This window comes from Marinobacter oulmenensis, assembly GCF_014201735.1.
GTDB lineage: Bacteria > Pseudomonadota > Gammaproteobacteria > Pseudomonadales > Oleiphilaceae > Marinobacter > Marinobacter oulmenensis.
The window spans coordinates 65608-81792 of the sequence record NZ_JACHFE010000010.1; the positions used below are offsets into that span (position 1 = coordinate 65608).

17 protein-coding genes and 1 tRNA gene are annotated in these 16185 nt (G+C 60.1%); 15 read left to right on the forward strand and 3 right to left on the reverse strand.

The features are described 5' to 3' along the window. The first annotated feature begins 32 nt into the window (after nt 1–32). From HNR38_RS15985 to lipB, 3 genes are read left to right on the forward strand one after another with little or no spacing between them, the layout of a single operon-like run. Nucleotides 33–1196 carry a D-alanyl-D-alanine carboxypeptidase family protein gene (locus HNR38_RS15985; protein WP_183706179.1) on the forward strand — a complete coding sequence of 388 codons (1164 nt, stop codon included), beginning with the start codon at nt 33–35 and terminating at the stop codon, nt 1194–1196. A gap of 28 nt (nt 1197–1224) precedes the next feature. Next, nucleotides 1225–1494 carry an HP0495 family protein gene (locus HNR38_RS15990; RefSeq protein ID WP_183706180.1) on the forward strand — a complete coding sequence of 90 codons (270 nt, stop codon included), beginning with the start codon at nt 1225–1227 and terminating at the stop codon, nt 1492–1494. After that, complete coding sequence (lipB, locus tag HNR38_RS15995) at nt 1494–2168, forward strand: lipoyl(octanoyl) transferase LipB (protein WP_183706181.1); 675 nt, start codon at nt 1494–1496, stop codon at nt 2166–2168. Before HNR38_RS15990 ends, lipB begins: the two co-directional genes overlap by 1 nt. Here lipB and HNR38_RS16000 read toward each other — a convergent pair. Continuing rightward, nucleotides 2114–2551: a YqaA family protein gene (locus tag HNR38_RS16000; RefSeq protein ID WP_183706182.1), complete on the reverse strand. Its 438-nt coding sequence runs from the start codon at nt 2549–2551 to the stop codon at nt 2114–2116. The genes lipB and HNR38_RS16000 overlap by 55 nt on opposite strands. Nucleotides 2552–2785: 234 nt before the next feature. On the opposite strand from HNR38_RS16000, the gene HNR38_RS16005 reads away from it, so the two are divergent. Continuing rightward, complete coding sequence (locus tag HNR38_RS16005) at nt 2786–3040, forward strand: GrxA family glutaredoxin (RefSeq protein WP_183706183.1); 255 nt, start codon at nt 2786–2788, stop codon at nt 3038–3040. 66 nt (nt 3041–3106) lie between these two features. On the opposite strand, the gene HNR38_RS16010 is transcribed toward HNR38_RS16005, so the two are convergent. Then, nucleotides 3107–4369 carry a 6-phosphofructokinase gene (locus HNR38_RS16010; protein ID WP_183706185.1) on the reverse strand — a complete coding sequence of 421 codons (1263 nt, stop codon included), beginning with the start codon at nt 4367–4369 and terminating at the stop codon, nt 3107–3109. Nucleotides 4370–4513: 144 nt separating this feature from the next. On the opposite strand from HNR38_RS16010, the gene mpl reads away from it, so the two are divergent. Together mpl and HNR38_RS16020 are read left to right on the forward strand one after the other, a co-directional pair. Then, nucleotides 4514–5908, forward strand: coding sequence for a UDP-N-acetylmuramate:L-alanyl-gamma-D-glutamyl-meso-diaminopimelate ligase (gene mpl / locus HNR38_RS16015; RefSeq protein ID WP_183706187.1), 1395 nt, complete (start codon nt 4514–4516; stop codon nt 5906–5908). Next, on the forward strand, nt 5901–6530 hold the full coding sequence (locus tag HNR38_RS16020) for a flavin prenyltransferase UbiX (RefSeq protein WP_343068345.1): 630 nt from the start codon (nt 5901–5903) through the stop codon (nt 6528–6530). Before mpl ends, HNR38_RS16020 begins: the two co-directional genes overlap by 8 nt. Before the next feature lie 174 nt (nt 6531–6704). On the opposite strand, the gene HNR38_RS16025 is transcribed toward HNR38_RS16020, so the two are convergent. Beyond that, nucleotides 6705–6791, reverse strand: a tRNA-Leu gene (locus tag HNR38_RS16025). Between the two features lie 264 nt (nt 6792–7055). Here HNR38_RS16025 and rnr point away from each other — a divergent pair. The 9 genes from rnr (at nt 7056) to HNR38_RS16070 (ending at nt 16162) form a co-directional block, all read left to right on the forward strand. After that, nucleotides 7056–9527 carry a ribonuclease R gene (gene rnr / locus HNR38_RS16030; protein WP_183706188.1) on the forward strand — a complete coding sequence of 824 codons (2472 nt, stop codon included), beginning with the start codon at nt 7056–7058 and terminating at the stop codon, nt 9525–9527. Nucleotides 9528–9549: 22 nt separating this feature from the next. Next, nucleotides 9550–10287 (forward strand): 23S rRNA (guanosine(2251)-2'-O)-methyltransferase RlmB, encoded by a 738-nt coding sequence (rlmB, locus tag HNR38_RS16035; RefSeq protein WP_183706190.1) that lies wholly within the window; start codon nt 9550–9552, stop codon nt 10285–10287. 248 nt (nt 10288–10535) lie between these two features. Beyond that, nucleotides 10536–10955: a 30S ribosomal protein S6 gene (gene rpsF, locus HNR38_RS16040; RefSeq protein ID WP_183706193.1), complete on the forward strand. Its 420-nt coding sequence runs from the start codon at nt 10536–10538 to the stop codon at nt 10953–10955. A gap of 25 nt (nt 10956–10980) precedes the next feature. Further along, nucleotides 10981–11211 (forward strand): 30S ribosomal protein S18, encoded by a 231-nt coding sequence (rpsR, locus tag HNR38_RS16045; RefSeq protein ID WP_008937282.1) that lies wholly within the window; start codon nt 10981–10983, stop codon nt 11209–11211. 26 nt (nt 11212–11237) lie between these two features. Continuing rightward, nucleotides 11238–12104 carry a hypothetical protein gene (locus tag HNR38_RS16050; protein WP_183706195.1) on the forward strand — a complete coding sequence of 289 codons (867 nt, stop codon included), beginning with the start codon at nt 11238–11240 and terminating at the stop codon, nt 12102–12104. A 20-nt stretch (nt 12105–12124) separates the two neighbouring features. Continuing rightward, on the forward strand, nt 12125–12571 hold the full coding sequence (gene rplI / locus HNR38_RS16055) for a 50S ribosomal protein L9 (protein WP_183706197.1): 447 nt from the start codon (nt 12125–12127) through the stop codon (nt 12569–12571). Nucleotides 12572–12758: 187 nt separating this feature from the next. After that, complete coding sequence (dnaB, locus tag HNR38_RS16060; RefSeq protein ID WP_183706199.1) at nt 12759–14165, forward strand: replicative DNA helicase; 1407 nt, start codon at nt 12759–12761, stop codon at nt 14163–14165. Then, nucleotides 14165–15238, forward strand: coding sequence for an alanine racemase (gene alr / locus HNR38_RS16065; protein WP_183706201.1), 1074 nt, complete (start codon nt 14165–14167; stop codon nt 15236–15238). The genes dnaB and alr overlap by 1 nt, the downstream gene beginning before the upstream one ends. A 39-nt stretch (nt 15239–15277) precedes the next feature. Next, nucleotides 15278–16162, forward strand: a complete 885-nt coding sequence (locus HNR38_RS16070) for a sugar nucleotide-binding protein (RefSeq protein ID WP_183706203.1) — start codon at nt 15278–15280, stop codon at nt 16160–16162. Nucleotides 16163–16185 lie beyond the last annotated feature (23 nt).

The following is a 16185-nucleotide window of genomic DNA, read 5'->3' on the forward strand; positions in this document are numbered from 1 at the left end:
AGACCACCACCTGACGACAAACGACACAATCCATGGCTTTCAATATGATCACCCGCACGTTTCTCCTGGCGCTTTCACTGATTCTGCTGGCGGGCCAGGTGTCGGCCCAGCCGGCACTGATTCCGTCACCCCCGCAGATTGCCGGCAGTTCGTGGGTTCTGATGGACCCGCTCAGTGGCAGAATCATCATGGAAAGCAACAGCGATGAGCGCCTGCCGCCAGCCAGCCTGACCAAGATGATGACGGCCTACATTGTTGAGCGTGAACTCGACGAGGGCCGCATATCCATGTCTGACATGGTCCCCATCAGTGTCAACGCCTGGCGCACCGGCGGCTCCCGGACCTTTGTCCGGGAAGGCACCAGTGTTCCGGTGGAGACCCTGCTCAAGGGGGTGATCATCCAGTCCGGTAACGATGCCTCGGTGGCCCTGGCGGAATATATTGCCGGCAGTGAGGATGCCTTCGTGGACATCATGAACCAGCAGGCCCAGCAGTTGGGTATGAAAAACACCCACTTCATGAATGCCACCGGCCTGCCTGCCGAGGAGCATTACTCCACGGCTCATGACCTGGCTATCCTGGCGAGGGCCATTATCCGGGACTATCCCGATAACTATGACCTCTACGCCAAGAAGCACTTCACCTACAACAACATTCGCCAGCCCAACCGCAACAGCCTGCTGTGGCGGGATGACAGCGTCGATGGCCTGAAGACCGGCCATACCGAAGAGGCGGGATACTGCCTGGTGGCGTCAGCCAAGCGCGCGGACACCCGGCTGATTGCGACGGTCATGGGAACCAACAGTTCCGAGGCGCGCGCCCAGGAAGTGCAGAAGATGCTGAACTACGGCTTCCGCTACTACGAAACCGAGCGTCTGTTCCGGGCCGGCCAGGAGCTGGTGGAGGCCCGGGTCTGGGGTGGCGAGAGCGACCAGTTGTCGGTCGGCCTGCCGGAAGATGTCTATGTCACTATCCCGCGCGGCTCCCGCGAGCAACTCCAGTCCGTGGTTGATCTTGATTCCGTGATCAAGGCCCCCATTAAGGTAGGCGACGAGCTGGGTAATGTGACGGTGACCCTGGATGGCGAGACCCTGGTGGACGAGCCAGCCCTGGCACTGACCGAAGTCCCTGAGGGCGGCCTGTTCAAGCGCCTGTGGGACGCCATCAAGCTCTTTTTCGTACAACTCTTCAACTAAGGGCCAGTGGCCGGGAGACAGCGGCGGCATGACACAGCCGAAGGCACCCAAAATAGAATTCCCCTGTGATTACGTGATCAAGGTCATCGGGGACTCTGCCCCGGATTTCACCGAGTTTGTGGTGGAAGTGGTGGAGCAGCATGCACCGGGCATCGAGGAGACCGACATTTCGGTGACCGGAAGCAGCAAGGGGCGGTTCTCGTCTGTGCAATTGAAGATTGTGGCCACCGGCGAGGAACAGCTGAAAGCCCTGTTTGATGAACTCAAGGCCAGCGGCCGCGTTCACATGGTGCTCTGATGACCGATCTGGTTGTCCGCTCTCTTGGTCAGCAGCCCTACCTGGAAACCTGGGAGGCGATGAAAGATTTCACCGCCTCCCGGGATCGCTCGACCGTTGATGAAATCTGGTGCCTTGAGCATCCCCGGGTCTTTACCCAGGGCCAGGCTGGCAAGGCAGAGCACATCCTCCTGCCGGGTGATATCCCGGTGATCCAGGTGGACCGTGGCGGGCAGGTGACCTACCACGGGCCTGGCCAGTTGGTGGTATACCTGATGATTGATCTGCCAAGGCGCAAGCTGGGCGTGCGGGCACTGGTGGACACCATCGAACAGTCAATTGTGGGGGCTCTGGCACCGCTGGGTATCGACGCGGCTCCACGTCCGGATGCTCCGGGCGTCTACACCGATGGCGCCAAGATTGCCTCCCTGGGCCTCCGGGTTCGCCGTGGTTGTTCGTTCCACGGGTTGGCGCTGAATGTGAATATGGACATGGAGCCGTTCAGTCGCATCAACCCCTGTGGTTACGCCGGCATGCCCATGTGCCAGGTGCGGGATTTCCAGCCGGACGCCTCGGTTGACGACCTGGAACAGCGGCTGGTGGCACAACTGGTTGAGCGGCTCGGACGCACCCGCGTCGATTACCGTACGGATGCCCCGGTTGCCTCAAGTACCACCCAGAGTACGAAGGCGTAGCGCAACCCCTTGCCGATCGCCACAAGGATGACAAAGTTCAGCCAGGGTACCCGCATGATGCCGCCCACCAGAGTCAGCGCATCGCCACCAATGGGCAGCCAGCCAAGCAGCAGGGACCACTGACCGTATTTGTTGAACCGGTTGCGAGCCTTGTGCAACTGGATTTCGTTCACCGGGAACCAGCGTTTGTCCTTGAATCGGTCGACCTGCCGGCCGATAACCCCATTGACGACCGATCCCAGCGTATTCCCCAGCGTCGCCCAGAACCATAGCCAGAACAGTGGGTGTCCCTGATTCACCAGTGTACCGAGCAGGATTTCGGAGTACGCCGGCAACAGAGTGGCCGCCGCGAACGATGTCAGGAACAGGAACAGGTAAGACAATGGCAACTCCTCATGCCGGGTCAGGTTCAAGCCTCACAGGAAACGGCCCCCGTGTATATAACAACGGCATCATAGCCTAAAGGTTCTGTCGGGTGCCGGAAAGCGGCCCCCGGCATGGCCGGTTGCTATCAAGGTAATCGGCAGCTTTTATTTTCAATCACCGATGAGGATGACAAGATAGGGGCAATGAATTCGTAAGCGCTGAAGCGCCACTTTGGTATGTCAGGAGGTACCATGGAGCAAGTCACCATATATGGCCGGATGAGCTGCCCGTTCTGCGTGATGGCCAAAAACCTGTGTGAATCCCGGGGCATGCCTTACACCTGGGTGGATATGATCGAGAAGGGCATGAGCAAACAGGATATTGCCGAGGAGATCGGGCGCCCGGTACACACCGTTCCCCAGATTCTGGTGGGCCGGGAGTATATTGGCGGTTTTGATGAGTTCTCCGGCTGGGTCCGCCGGAATGAAACGGCCGACGCTCGCTGAGTTTCCCGCAGTGGTGACATAAAAAAAGCCCGGCACATGGCCGGGCTTTTTTTGTGGGCTGGCGGATCAGAGACTGAATTCGGTCTTCAGTTTCTTTTCGGTTAGCTGGTTTTTCAGCCGGGCGACACGGGGCAGGCCGTTGTCAAACGGGGGGAAACTCTCGCCGGAGATCAGCGGCTGGAGGTACTCCCTGCAGTCCTTGGTAATGCCGTAGCCATCGTCAGTGATGAAGTGGATCGGCATTTTCTTTTCCTGATTGGCCACCTCGCTCAGGTTAGCCTCGCCAATGCGCCACCGGTAGGGACTGGACTGTTCCCGAACGATGACGGGCATCAGCGCCTGTTTGCCGGCCAGCGCCATCTCGACAGCCGCCTGGCCGACGGCGTAGGCCTGCTCAACGTCGGTGGCGGAGGCCAGGTGCCGGGCGCTACGCTGCAGATAGTCGGCCACCGCCCAGTGGTACTTGTGGCCCAGGGCCTGTTTCACCATGTTTGCCAGAGCCGGAGCGACACCGCCAAGCTGGGTGTGGCCAAAGGCATCCTTGGCACCGGATTCGGCCAGGAAGCGGCCATCCTCGTATTGCGCGCCCTCGGAGGCAACCACGACACAGTAGCCGTGGTTTTTCACCGATTCATCCACCCGCTCGAGGAATTTTTCGCGGTTGAAGGGCACTTCCGGGAACAGAATGATATGCGGCGCGTCGCCTTCCTGTTCACCGGCCAGGCCACCGGCGGCGGCGATCCATCCGGCATGGCGCCCCATGACTTCCAGGATGAAGACCTTGGTGGAGGTGTCGCACATGGACTTGATGTCCAGGCTGGCTTCCAGCGTGGAGGTGGCAATGTATTTGCCGACGGAACCAAAGCCCGGGCAGCAGTCGGTGAAGGGCAGGTCGTTGTCGACCGTCTTGGGGACGCCGATGCAGGTGATCGGATAACCCATGCGCTCGGCCATCTGGGAAACCTTGTAGGCCGTATCCTGGGAATCACCGCCACCGTTATAGAAGAAGTAGCCGATGTCATGGGCCCGGAAGACTTCGATCAGTCGCTCGTATTCACGGGCGTTCTCGGAAATGTTCTTGAGTTTGTGACGGCAGGACCCGAAAGCACCGCCGGGGGTGTGGATCAGTGCTTCAATGGACTCGTCCGATTCCAGGCTGGTGTCGATCAGTTCTTCTTTCAACGCACCGATGATGCCATTACGGCCGGCATACACCTTGCCGATCTGGTCCGGATACTTGCGGGCGGTCTGGATAACGCCAGCGGCGCTGGCATTGATAACGGCGGTTACCCCGCCAGACTGGGCGTAAAATGCGTTTTTGATAGCCATCTCGGGCTAAAGCCTCCTGCTGGTTCAACAATGGCGCGAATGATACGCCAAACAGGCCGTTTTTTCATGAGGACAACCCGCCTCTTGACCCTGCGACAAGTATGGTAGAGGCTTGGCGGGTTTCAATTCAGAGGCGATTTGCGCATGCATATCCATATCCTGGGGATCTGTGGCACGTTCATGGGCAGTCTGGCAGTGATTGCCAGGGAGCTGGGGCATACCGTGACCGGTTCCGATCAGGGCGTCTACCCGCCCATGAGCACTCAGCTGGAGGCTCAGGGAATCACCCTGATGGAAGGCTATGGTGCGCAGAATCTCTCCCCGGCGCCGGATCTGGTGCTGATCGGCAATGCCATGTCCCGCGGTAATCCGGAAGTTGAGGCGGTGCTGAACAAGCACATTGATTACATGTCCGGCCCTGAGTGGCTGGCACGGGAGGTATTGCGTCACCGGTGGGTGATGGCTGTCGCGGGTACTCACGGCAAGACCACCACCACCGCCATGCTGCTGTGGATTCTGGAACAGGCAGGGTTTGATGCCGGTTATCTGGTCGGGGGCGTACCGAAGGACTTTCCCGTGTCAGCCCGGCTGGGCAGCAGTGACTTCTTTGTGATTGAGGCCGACGAATACGACAGTGCCTTTTTTGACAAACGCTCCAAGTTTGTCCATTACCGCCCGGATACCCTGATTCTGAATAACCTGGAATACGACCACGCCGATATCTTTGACAGTGTCGAGGCCATTGAGCGCCAGTTCCACCATCTGGTGCGGACGGTGCCAGGGCAGGGCCTGATTGTCCGGCCGGCCGCGGATGGGCATCTGGATAAAGCGCTCGAACTGGGATGCTGGACCCGGGTTCAGGACACCGCTGTGGGTAGTGAAGTGCCCCATACCACGGACTGGCGGGCCGAGTTGCTGTCCGAGGATGGCAGCCGCTTCATGGTGATCCATCACGAACAGCCGGTGGCAACCCTGAACTGGCAATTGACCGGGAAACACAACGTTCGTAATGCCCTCTCGGCCATTGCCGCTGCCCGCCACGTGGGCGTTACGCCCGATCATGCGGTGTCTGCGCTGTGCCGGTTTTCCGGGGTCAAACGCCGCATGGAGCTGCTGGCCGATGTGGGCGGAGTCCGGGTATACGATGATTTTGCCCATCACCCGACCGCCATTGCCAGTACGCTCGAGGGCCTGCGTCATCGGGTGGGCGATGAGCCGATTCTGGCCATCATTGAGCCCCGTTCAAACACCATGAAGCAGGGCGTGCATCGCCAGACGCTGATCCCGAGTACGGAGGCAGCCGACCGGGTGCTCTGGGGCAACCTTGGTGAAATGGCCTGGCTGGGGGAGTTGCTGGATGACTGGCATCAGGCCCATGGCGAGGCGGGTAATCACCGGATGGAGGCCTCGGTGGAGGCTCTGGTGGCCGCCGCACTCGATCAGTTGCCGGAAACCTGCCACATTGTGATCATGAGTAACGGTGGCTTCGGCGGTATTCACAGCAGACTGGTTGCAGAACTGGAGAAAGATCGTGGCTGATGTTCCGGTAATCAACCTTGCCTTTACCGGTGCTTCCGGCGCCCAGTACGGGCTGCGACTGCTGCAGTGCCTGGTGGCGCAGGGTTGCCGGGTCAACGTCATGGTCAGCAAGGCGGCCCAGGTAGTGATTGCCACCGAGACGGATTTCACTCTGCCAGGCAATACGCCGGCGATGGCCGAAGCGTTCCGGCAGTTCAGTGGTGCCCGAGAGGGTCAGGTTTGCGTGTTTGGTCGTGAGGAGTGGTTTTCGCCACCGGCCTCCGGCTCAGGAGAAAAAGCGCCGCTGGTTATCTGTCCCTGCAGCACCGGCACGCTGTCGGCACTGGCAACCGGTGCCAGCAATAACCTGATTGAGCGGGCAGGGGATGTCGCACTCAAAGAGCGCCGGCCCCTGATTCTGGTGCTGCGCGAATCCCCCTACTCGGAAGTGCATCTGGATAACATGCTCAGGCTGACCCGCATGGGCGCGGTGATCATGCCGGCCAGCCCGGGGTTCTATCACAAGCCGGAATCCATTGACGATCTGGTGGATTTCATGGTGGCCCGCATTCTGGATCATCTGGGTCTGGAGCAGAGCATGGTGCCGCGCTGGGGAGAATCTGGCCACGGAAGGGGCAACTAAGCTGGACGGAGCCAATCAGGTAGGCCTTTCTAAAACCGTGCGGAGCCATGGATGGCGGAGTAGTAACCAAGCAGACACAAGAAAACAGCACAATATCATCGCGCTGACGTGTGTAATCGTATGGGAGCTGTAATTGATTCGGGGAGTATCAAGGCCACTTCTTGGGGGAAGAAGTGGTGCCGAGGAGAGGACTTGAACCTCCACGGGGTTGCCCCCACTAGCACCTGAAGCTAGCGCGTCTACCAATTTCGCCACCTCGGCAGATGACTCGTAACCGCCTTTATCTTACTGAATTCCCGATTGAATTCAAGGCTGTTACTGGTCGGTGAGGAGTGCCCCTCAACCGATGGCGCGTACTTTAATAATTCCTTCGGGGGGTGTCAAACATTTTTTTGAAAAATATGAGGGCTGTATTTGTGCCTATTCGTTGGCCCCTTGTTAGCCAGCCGACTCATACCAACGTTATACTCAATTCAGACACGAATTCCGCCGCTCAGGTGAGCGGCCTTTAAAACAAGGATCCGAATGGTTTCCAGGAAGAAAAAAAGCAATGATCCTCACGCCGACCGTGAGGCGCAAAAATACGACAACCCCATTCAGAGCCGGGAGTTCATTACCCGTCACCTGAAAGAAAGAGGGGCGCCCGCCACTCACGAAACCCTGTGCCAGGAACTGGGCCAGAACTCGCCCGAAGGGATTGAGGCACTGCGGCGCCGGCTGATTGCCATGTGCCGGGACGGCCAGTTGATCTGTAATCGCCGGGGCGCCTATCTGCCCATTGACGAGGCGGAACTGGTGACCGGCCGTGTCATGGGGCACCGGGATGGCTTCGGTTTTCTCATCCCCGATGACGGCAGCTCCGACCTGTTTCTGACCGCCCGGCAGATGCGTCAGGTGTTTCATGGCGACCGGGTCGCCGGTCGGGTCGACCGTGTGGATGACCGCGGCCGCCGTGAGGGTGTGATTGTTGAAGTGCTTGAGCGCAAAACCGACCAGATTGTCGGCCGGTTTTTCCGGGAGAGCGGTATTGCGTTTTTGGTGCCCGAGAACGCCCGTGTGAGCCAGGAGATACTGGTGCCGGAGGAATACACCGGCAAGGCGGTGCATGGTCAGTATGTGGTGGTGGAGATCGTCCGGCAGCCGACGATTCGCATGCAGCCGACAGGTAAGGTGATTGAGATTCTGGGTGAGCATATGGCGCCGGGTATGGAAATCGATGTGGCCATCCGCTCCTACGATATTCCCCATAGCTGGCCACCCGCCGTCGGTCGTCAGGCGGCCGCGATACCGGAAGAGGTCACCGGGAAGGACAAGGAAAACCGGGTGGATCTCCGGGATCTTCCGCTGGTAACCATTGATGATGAGACCGCCCGGGATTTTGACGACGCCATTTATTGCGAGCGCCGCAAGCGTGGCGGGTACCGGCTGGTTGTTGCCATTGCCGACGTGTCCCATTACGTCCGCCCCGGCTCGCCACTCGACGAGGAGGCCATCCAGCGGGGCAATTCGGTCTATTTCCCGGACCACGTGGTGCCCATGCTGCCGGAGAAACTGTCGAATGGGCTCTGTTCGCTGAACCCGGATGTCGAGCGCCTCTGCGTGGTGGCGGATATGACCATTGGTCCGAACGGGAATATTGGCAGTTACACCTTTTACCAGGCGGTCATGCGCAGCCATGCACGGCTGACTTACAACAAGGTCAGCGACATACTCGAGCGGCCGGACAGTGAGCCGGGCTACCGTCTGAGCGAGCAGTACGCGGACCTGCTGCCGCACCTGCACGATCTCTATGATCTGTACAAACTGCTGCGTGCGGCCAGAACCGAACGGGGCGCCATCGATTTCGAAACCACCGACACCAAGATCGTCTTCGATGCGGACCGCAAGATTGAAGAGATTGTGCCGGTACACCGCAACGACGCCCACAAGATTGTCGAAGAGTGCATGCTGTGCGCCAACGTGGCGACCGCGCGCTTCCTCAAGAAGCACAAGGTGCCGGCGCTGTATCGGGTGCATGAAGGGCCTTCCGAAGAGCGCCTGAGCAATCTCCGGTTGTTCCTCGGCGAGCTGGGGCTGCAACTGGGTGGTGGCGACAAGCCCACTTCGGCGGACTACCAGGCGTTACTGCGTGAAGTGGCCGACCGTCCGGACGCCCACGTTATCCAGATGGTGATGCTGCGCTCGCTCAGTCAGGCGGTGTACAGCCCGGAAGAGCACGGGCACTTCGGCCTTGGCTTTGCCAGTTATGCCCACTTCACCTCTCCGATCCGTCGCTATCCGGACCTGATCGTGCATCGGGCCATCAAGTCCCGGATTCATGACAAGAAGGTCAAGAAAGACGTAGTTACTCCGTCAGTCACCGACAGTGAACTGGCGAATTATCCCTACGACTATGCCCGCATGGAGCAGTTGGGCGAACACTGCTCCATGACGGAGCGGCGCGCCGACGACGCCACCCGCGATGTCAATGCCTGGCTCAAGTGCGAGTTTCTGAAGGATCGCGTGGGTGAGGAATTCAATGGGGTGATTGCGGCGGTCGTGCCGTTTGGCTTCTTTGTTGAATTGTCCGGCCTGTTCATTGAGGGGCTGGTGCATGTGTCCACGCTCAATGGGGATTATTTCCATCACGATGCCGTCAAGCACCGGTTGATTGGTGAGCGCACGGCGGTCAGCTTCCGCCTGGGTGACGAAGTCCGGGTGCGGGTGGTCCGTGTGGATCTGGATGATCGCAAGATTGATCTGGAGCTGGTCAGTGAGCCCCAGCGCCGCCAGGCTGACCGGGAAGCGCTGGATGTCTCCCGCCGTCAGCAGAAGGATTCCGGCAAGCGTGGCAAGAACGCTCGTGGCGGCAAGTCAGGCGGGAAATCCCGCTCCGGTTCCTCCGGCAAGAAGGGCAGCGCCAAGGAGCGCCTGGCGGCCGAGGCCGCCCGGGATGCCGCTCGCAAGTCAGCCAAGGGCAAGTCCTCGGGCGGTAAAAAGCGGAAATCCGGAAACTAAGTACCTGTACAGGAAGCATTGAGTGTCTCAGGAATATGTCTTTGGGTGGCATGCCGTTGATGCCATCCTCAAGCGCCAGCCGGAGCGGTTGCAGCAGGTCTGGATTCAGACCGGCCGGCAGGATAAACGGGTAAAGGCCATCACGGATGCGCTGGATGGTCTGGGTGTGCGCTGGCAGGTGGTGCATCGCCGCGAACTGGACGACCGGGTGTCCGGTGTTCATCAGGGCATTGTTGCAGCCGTTGGCGAAAGCCGGGAATGGACCGAAGACGATCTGCTGGCCATGCTGGCGGCCCGGGAGCAGGCTCCGTTTCTCCTGGTTCTGGATGGCGTGACCGATCCTCACAATCTTGGTGCCTGCATGCGCACGGCCGATGCGGCCGGTGTCCAGGCCGTGGTTGTGCCCAAAGACAAATCGGCCTCCCTGACCCCTGTCGCCAGAAAGGTGGCTTGCGGCGCGGCGGAAACGGTGCCGTTTGTCCGGGTCACCAATCTGGCGCGCTTCCTCCGTGAAATCAAGGAGCAGGGGGTCTGGCTGATCGGGACCGCCGGCGAGGCCAAAGCCACCCTGTATCAGGCGGATTTCAAAGGGCCGGTCGCGCTGGTGATGGGCGCGGAAGGCAAGGGCATGCGCCGCCTGACCCGCGAACACTGCGATCAGTTGATCAATATTCCCATGGCCGGACATGTCGACAGTCTCAATGTCTCGGTCGCCACCGGGGTGTGCCTGTATGAGGCGGTCCGGCAGCGAACGGGATAGTTCCGGCAGGGCCTGTGAGCCTTGCACAAATCCTTCCATGCGCCTAGAATACTGCACCCCTTTTTGAAGGGGCGCTTTTTTATTGCCCGAAAAGGCGCAGGGAAGAAGCGTTGTTTTCGGCAGGTCTTTGTTTGCAAAGCCTTTGCCCGGAAGCAGAACCGAAGCAGGCAGCCTGGCTGTCAACTCCTTGCTTTCATGCCTTGGGTCCATGCCCGGGAAGAAAGCTGTTCAAACCGTAGGGAGAACTCATGCGTCACTACGAAGTCGTATTCATGGTACATCCGGATCAGAGCGAGCAGGTGCCCGCGATGATCGAGCGTTATACCAATGTCATCACCGAAGATGGTGGCAAGGTACATCGCCTGGAAGATTGGGGCCGTCGTCACCTGGCCTACCCGATCAACAAGATTCACAAGGCTCACTATGTCCTGATGAACATCGAATGTTCACAGGCCGCTATGGACGAGCTGACTCATAACTTCCGGTTCAACGATGCCATCATCCGTGACCTGATCCTGCGTCGCGACGAGGCTGTTACCGATCTGTCCCCGATGAAAGCCGCCGAGTCCCGTGAGGATCGTCGTTCCGGCGGAGGCGATGAGCGCCCGCGTCGTTCTGCCGAGTCTGACTCTGCCCCCAAGGCACAGGCCGAGAGCGAAGAAGAGTAATCAACCGGAGTTAAGGAGTTAAGTAATGGCTCGTTTTTTCAGACGTCGTAAGTTCTGCCGCTTCACGGCAGAAGGTGTTAAAGAGATCGATTACAAGGATCTGGACACCCTGAAAGGTTACATCACTGAAACCGGCAAGATCGTGCCCAGCCGCATCACCGGCACCAAAGCACGTTATCAGCGTCAGCTGGCCACCGCTATCAAACGCGCCCGCTACCTGGCACTGCTGCCGTATACGGATAGCCACGATCACTAAGCACAGATAGACAAGGACCCGGGACCATGCGTGCACTGGCACAGTATGTAATGCGCGGTCCCCTGCAGGCCGGCGGGGTTGCGGCAGTAACGACTGCCTTGCCCCTGCTGTTCTGGATTGGCGCAGCGGTAGTCGGCCTGGTCATACTCAGGCTTGGGCTCCGTCAGGGGCTGAACATTGGCCTCTGGGCATTGCTGCCCTCCTTGGGTTGGGCGCTGTACGGCCAGGACCCAACGGCACTGGTGGTGGTGCTTGAGGTCATGCTGATGACCGCCATCCTGAGAGCCTCAATGTCCTGGGAGAAGGCCCTGTTATCGGGAGCCTTCCTGGCGATACTGACCGGGCTGATGATGCCCCTGATGTATCCGGCACTGCTGAACGATCTCGTTCAGGCTGGTGTGGAATTCTACCAACAGTACAACGCAGAAGTGGCCCGGGAACTGGGCGGCGACCTGGAGCAGATAATCCGGGATACCATGAACGCGAGCATGGCGGGGACCTACTTTGCCACCGCCGTGGGCATGGTGATGCTGGCCAGAGCCTGGCAGGCGGGGTTGTACAACCCCGGCGGGTTCCGCAAGGAATTCCACAGCCTGCGGCTGTCACCGGTGATTGCCATTCTGTGTGCGGTCACCATGGTGATCGGGCCGGTACTGGGCCTCAACTCGTTGTTGCTGGCCTGGGCCGCCGGGACGCCGCTGTTCATGGCGGGGCTGGGTCTGGTCCACGGTGTGGTTGGTAAGAAACAATGGAGCGGGCAGTGGCTGGTGGTTTTCTACATTGCCATGCTGTTGCTGGGTCCGAGTCTGATGATGCTGTTGTTGGTCATGGCTTTTGTGGATAGCTGGCTGGATATCCGGAGGCGTATAACCCCCGCCGGGTCGGCTGAATAAAGCACGAAGAGGTTAACGAGATGGAAGTTATTCTGCTCGAGAAAGTAGCAAACCTTGGATCCCTGGGTGACAAGGTAAAGGTTAAGGCCGGTTACGGTCGTAATTTCCTGCTGCCGCAGGGCAAAGCTGTGCCTGCCACAGCAGACAACGTCAAGGCGTTCGAAGAGCGTCGTGCCGAGCTGGAAAAAGCCGCTGCTGAACGGCTGGCTGCTGCCCAGGCCCGTGCCGAAGCTCTGGAAGGCGCGACCTTCACCATCACTTCCAAGTCTGGTGAAGAAGGCAAACTGTTCGGTTCCATCGGCGTTCGCGACATCGCTGACGCGGTTACCGCCGGCGGCACTGAAGTCGAGAAGAGCGAAGTTCGTCTGCCGGAAGGCCCGATCCGGGTTACCGGTGAGTACGAAATCGAACTGCAGCTGCACACCGATGTGGCCGCTACCATCAAACTGGCCGTGGTTTCCGAGTAAACCCGACGCCAGTTAGTGGTGCATCCCAAGGCGTCCGGGGCATTCGTCCCTGGCGCCGGTAAACGGGCCCGGACCGGAGACGGTTTCGGGCCCGTTGCTTTCTGGTATTCTTGTATCCCGATATTCACCTCAAGCCTGATCGGAGCAGGAACCCTGTCCGGTCGGCCGTAGCCGAAGACGTGTGCCCATGGCCAATCCGAACCTGAAACCCGCCTCTTTTGACCCGGAAACCAGCCGTATCAAGGTTCCGCCGCACTCGGTGGAAGCAGAGCAGGCGGTGCTCGGTGGCCTGATGCTGGATAACCGCCGTTTTGACGAAGTGGCGGAGATGATCGGGGCGGTGGATTTCTACCGTCAGGATCATCGGCTGATCTTTGGCGCGGTGGAGCGCCTGGCTGCCGAGAGTGAGCCTCTGGACGTGGTGACGCTCTCGGAATTCCTGGACCGGGCAGGGGATCTTGAGGATGCCGGTGGCCTGGCCTACCTGGCTGAGCTGGCGGAAAAAACGCCGGGCGCCTCCAATATCAAGGCCTATGCCGAGATTGTCCGGGAGCGGTCGGTACTGCGCCAGTTGCTGGATGTTTCCGGCGAAATCACCGACTCTGCGTTCAATCCCCAGGGACGTAACAGTACCGAGATTCTGGACGAAGCCGAGCGCAAGGTATTCCAGATTGCCGAGTCCCGTAACAAGGAGGGCTCCGGCCCCAAGGCCATCAATCCGATCCTGGCCAATACCCTGAGTCGCATCGAGGAGCTGTTTGAGTCCGGGGAGCCGACCACGGGTCTGACCACCGGCTTCACCGATCTGGACGAGAAGACCTCCGGCATGCAGCCGGCGGATCTGATCATCGTGGCCGGCCGTCCTTCCATGGGTAAGACCACCTTCGCCATGAACATCGTCGAAAACGCCCTGATCAGCGCCAGTGTGCCGATCCTGGTGTTCAGTATGGAGATGCCGGCAGATGCCCTGGCCATGCGGATGCTGTCGTCGCTCGGGCGTATTGACCAGACCCGTATCCGGAGCGGCAAGCTTGAGGAAGACGACTGGCCGCGCCTGACCTCGGCGGTCAGCCTGCTCAAGGACAAGCCGCTCTATATCGATGACACGCCTGGCCTGAGCCCCACGGAAATGCGGGCCCGTGCCCGTCGGGTGGCCCGGGAAAATGGCGGTGAGATTGGCCTGATCATGGTCGACTACCTGCAGTTGATGCGGGTGCCGGGCAACACCGAGGGCCGTACCGCGGAAATCTCCGAGATCTCCCGGTCCCTCAAGGGCATTGCCAAAGAGCTCAACTGTCCGGTGGTGGCCCTGTCACAGCTCAACCGCAGTCTGGAGCAGCGTCCGAACAAGCGCCCGGTCAACTCGGATCTTCGGGAATCCGGGGCCATCGAGCAGGATGCGGACGTGATCATGTTCGTGTACCGGGACGAGGTTTACAACGAGGACACCACCGACAAGGGCATAGCCGAAATCATCATCGGCAAGCAGCGTAACGGTCCTATCGGCACCACCCGCCTGGCCTTCATTGGTCACCTGACGCGTTTTGAGGATCTCGCTCATGGCGATTACACCGACTACGGTGATGATTACTGATGTCCCGTCCCACCCTGGCCAGAATCAATCTCGAAGCCCTGCGGCATAACTTCCGTCTGGCGCAGTCCCGCGCCGGCCAGACCCGGGCCATGGCTGTGGTCAAAGCGGACGGCTATGGCCACGGTATTGCCGACGTCGGTCGGGCCCTGGCGGACGAGGCTGGTAAATACGCCGTGGCGTGTATTGAAGAGGCCCGGGCGCTTCGTGACGCCGGTCTCAGGCAACCGGTTGTGCTGTTGCAGGGTGTGCACGAGCCGGGCGATCTCGCCGAGTGCCGTCATCAGGGCTTTGTGCCGGTTCTGCATGGCCCGGAGCAGCTCCAGTGGCTGGCCGGAGACGGCCAGTCAGGGCTGTCATTCTGGCTGAAGGTGAATACCGGCATGAATCGCCTGGGTTTCCGCCCGGAGGCGTTGCCCGGGGTGGTGGCCGAGCTTGAGCCGTTCCGGAAGGGCCTGCTTGGGTTTGTGACCCATTTTGCCTGTGCCGATGATCTGGACAGCACCATGACCGAGCGCCAGACCCGGTGCTTCGCAGACGCCGTGGCGCCCTGGCCGGAGCTGGCACGCAGTGTCGGTAATTCCGCCGCCCATTTCCGCCCCGGCCAGCCACTCTATGAGTGGAGCCGCCCCGGGATCATGCTCTACGGCGCCTCGCCATTGATCGGCAGGACCGGCCCGGAGTTGGGGCTCAGGCCCGTGATGACTCTTGAGGCGCCGCTGATTGCTGAGCGTACAGTCAGGGCCGGCGAGTCCATCGGTTATGGTGCCAACTGGGTAGCGGACCGGGAGACCCGCATGGGTATGGTTGCCGTGGGTTATGGTGACGGTTACCCCCGTCATGCCGGAACGGATACGCCGGCAGCCATCAATGGCCGTCGTATCCGGTTGCTGGGCCGGGTGTCCATGGATATGCTGGCGGTGGACCTGAGCGCCGCGCCCGAGGCCAATGTGGGCGACCGGGTGGAACTCTGGGGCGAGACGGTCAGTGTCGATGAGGTGGCCGCCTGCGCCGGCACCATTGGTTACGAACTGCTGACAGGGGTCACCGCCCGGGTGCCCCGCGTTTATCGTTAATTCCAACTCTCAGTGATTGTCCGGAGGCATTGAATCCACGTGCATGTACTTGTTGTTCATGATTATGGTCCCCTTGGCAAGGTGCTCCTGGAGCGTCTCCGGCAGACCCATCTGCGGGTCAGCCCCCTGCTGGTGAGCGACCCGGCCAATGCGGATCTGGACAGCCTGGACAACTGGATTCCCGAAGACACGGACCTGATCGTCAATGCGCTCTGGCTGGATGATCCGGAAGTGGCGGAAGTGCATCGGGAAGTGGTTCATGAAGCGGCTTTCTCGCTGCCTCTGGCGCTGGCCAGGTACGCTTCCGAGCGGGACATGGCCATGTTGCAGCTGTCGTCCTGTTACGTCTTTGACGGGCGCAAGCAGGGCGCTTACATCGCATCCAATCCCGGACAGCCGGTCAATGAGCTGGGGCGCTGGCAATGGGAATGCGAGCAGGCGCTGAGGTCCACCTTGCCGCGCCATATCCTCCTGCGCACCGGCTGGAGTCTCGGACGTTTTGTGCGCAAGCTGCATGACAGCGTCGGCAAGGTGGATTCTCTGGCTTTACCGGGGCGCTGCCTTGGTCAGCCGGTGGCAGTGCGCGATCTGGCCCGGGTGATGGCCGCGATCGTGCTGCAGTTGGATTGTGGTGCTGAAGTCTGGGGTACCTACCAGTATGCGGGGTCGGAAGAGGTAAACCTGTACGAACTGGGGCTGGCGATTGCCGGCATGCCGGGCATCCCCGAAAGCATCCGGGTGGTGGATGAATTGCCGGACTGGGGCCACCTGGAGCCGGTCAACACCACCATGGTGTGCACCAAGATCAAGAACACCTTTGGTATCAAGCAACTGCCCTGGCGGACCTGGCTGTCAGAAGAAGTGGCGATGTCAAAGGAAGGAAACAGTACAAAGCAGAAGAATGGCGCTTCGGCGGGACTCTAGCCTTCCGGCTGTGTGAGTCCCGC

Excerpts from the sequence above, each read along its gene's own strand:
- HNR38_RS15985 (WP_183706179.1), top strand. The coding sequence starts at position 33 with ATGGCTTTCAATATGATCACCCGCACGTTTCTCCTGGCGCTTTCACTG.
- HNR38_RS15990 (WP_183706180.1), top strand. The coding sequence starts at position 1,225 with ATGACACAGCCGAAGGCACCCAAAATAGAATTCCCCTGTGATTACGTG.
- lipB (WP_183706181.1), top strand. The coding sequence starts at position 1,494 with ATGACCGATCTGGTTGTCCGCTCTCTTGGTCAGCAGCCCTACCTGGAA.
- HNR38_RS16005 (WP_183706183.1), top strand. The coding sequence starts at position 2,786 with ATGGAGCAAGTCACCATATATGGCCGGATGAGCTGCCCGTTCTGCGTG.
- HNR38_RS16010 (WP_183706185.1), bottom strand. The coding sequence starts at position 4,369 with ATGGCTATCAAAAACGCATTTTACGCCCAGTCTGGCGGGGTAACCGCC.
- mpl (WP_183706187.1), top strand. The coding sequence starts at position 4,514 with ATGCATATCCATATCCTGGGGATCTGTGGCACGTTCATGGGCAGTCTG.
- rnr (WP_183706188.1), top strand. The coding sequence starts at position 7,056 with ATGGTTTCCAGGAAGAAAAAAAGCAATGATCCTCACGCCGACCGTGAG.
- rpsF (WP_183706193.1), top strand. The coding sequence starts at position 10,536 with ATGCGTCACTACGAAGTCGTATTCATGGTACATCCGGATCAGAGCGAG.
- rpsR (WP_008937282.1), top strand. The coding sequence starts at position 10,981 with ATGGCTCGTTTTTTCAGACGTCGTAAGTTCTGCCGCTTCACGGCAGAA.
- HNR38_RS16050 (WP_183706195.1), top strand. The coding sequence starts at position 11,238 with ATGCGTGCACTGGCACAGTATGTAATGCGCGGTCCCCTGCAGGCCGGC.
- rplI (WP_183706197.1), top strand. The coding sequence starts at position 12,125 with ATGGAAGTTATTCTGCTCGAGAAAGTAGCAAACCTTGGATCCCTGGGT.
- dnaB (WP_183706199.1), top strand. The coding sequence starts at position 12,759 with ATGGCCAATCCGAACCTGAAACCCGCCTCTTTTGACCCGGAAACCAGC.
- alr (WP_183706201.1), top strand. The coding sequence starts at position 14,165 with ATGTCCCGTCCCACCCTGGCCAGAATCAATCTCGAAGCCCTGCGGCAT.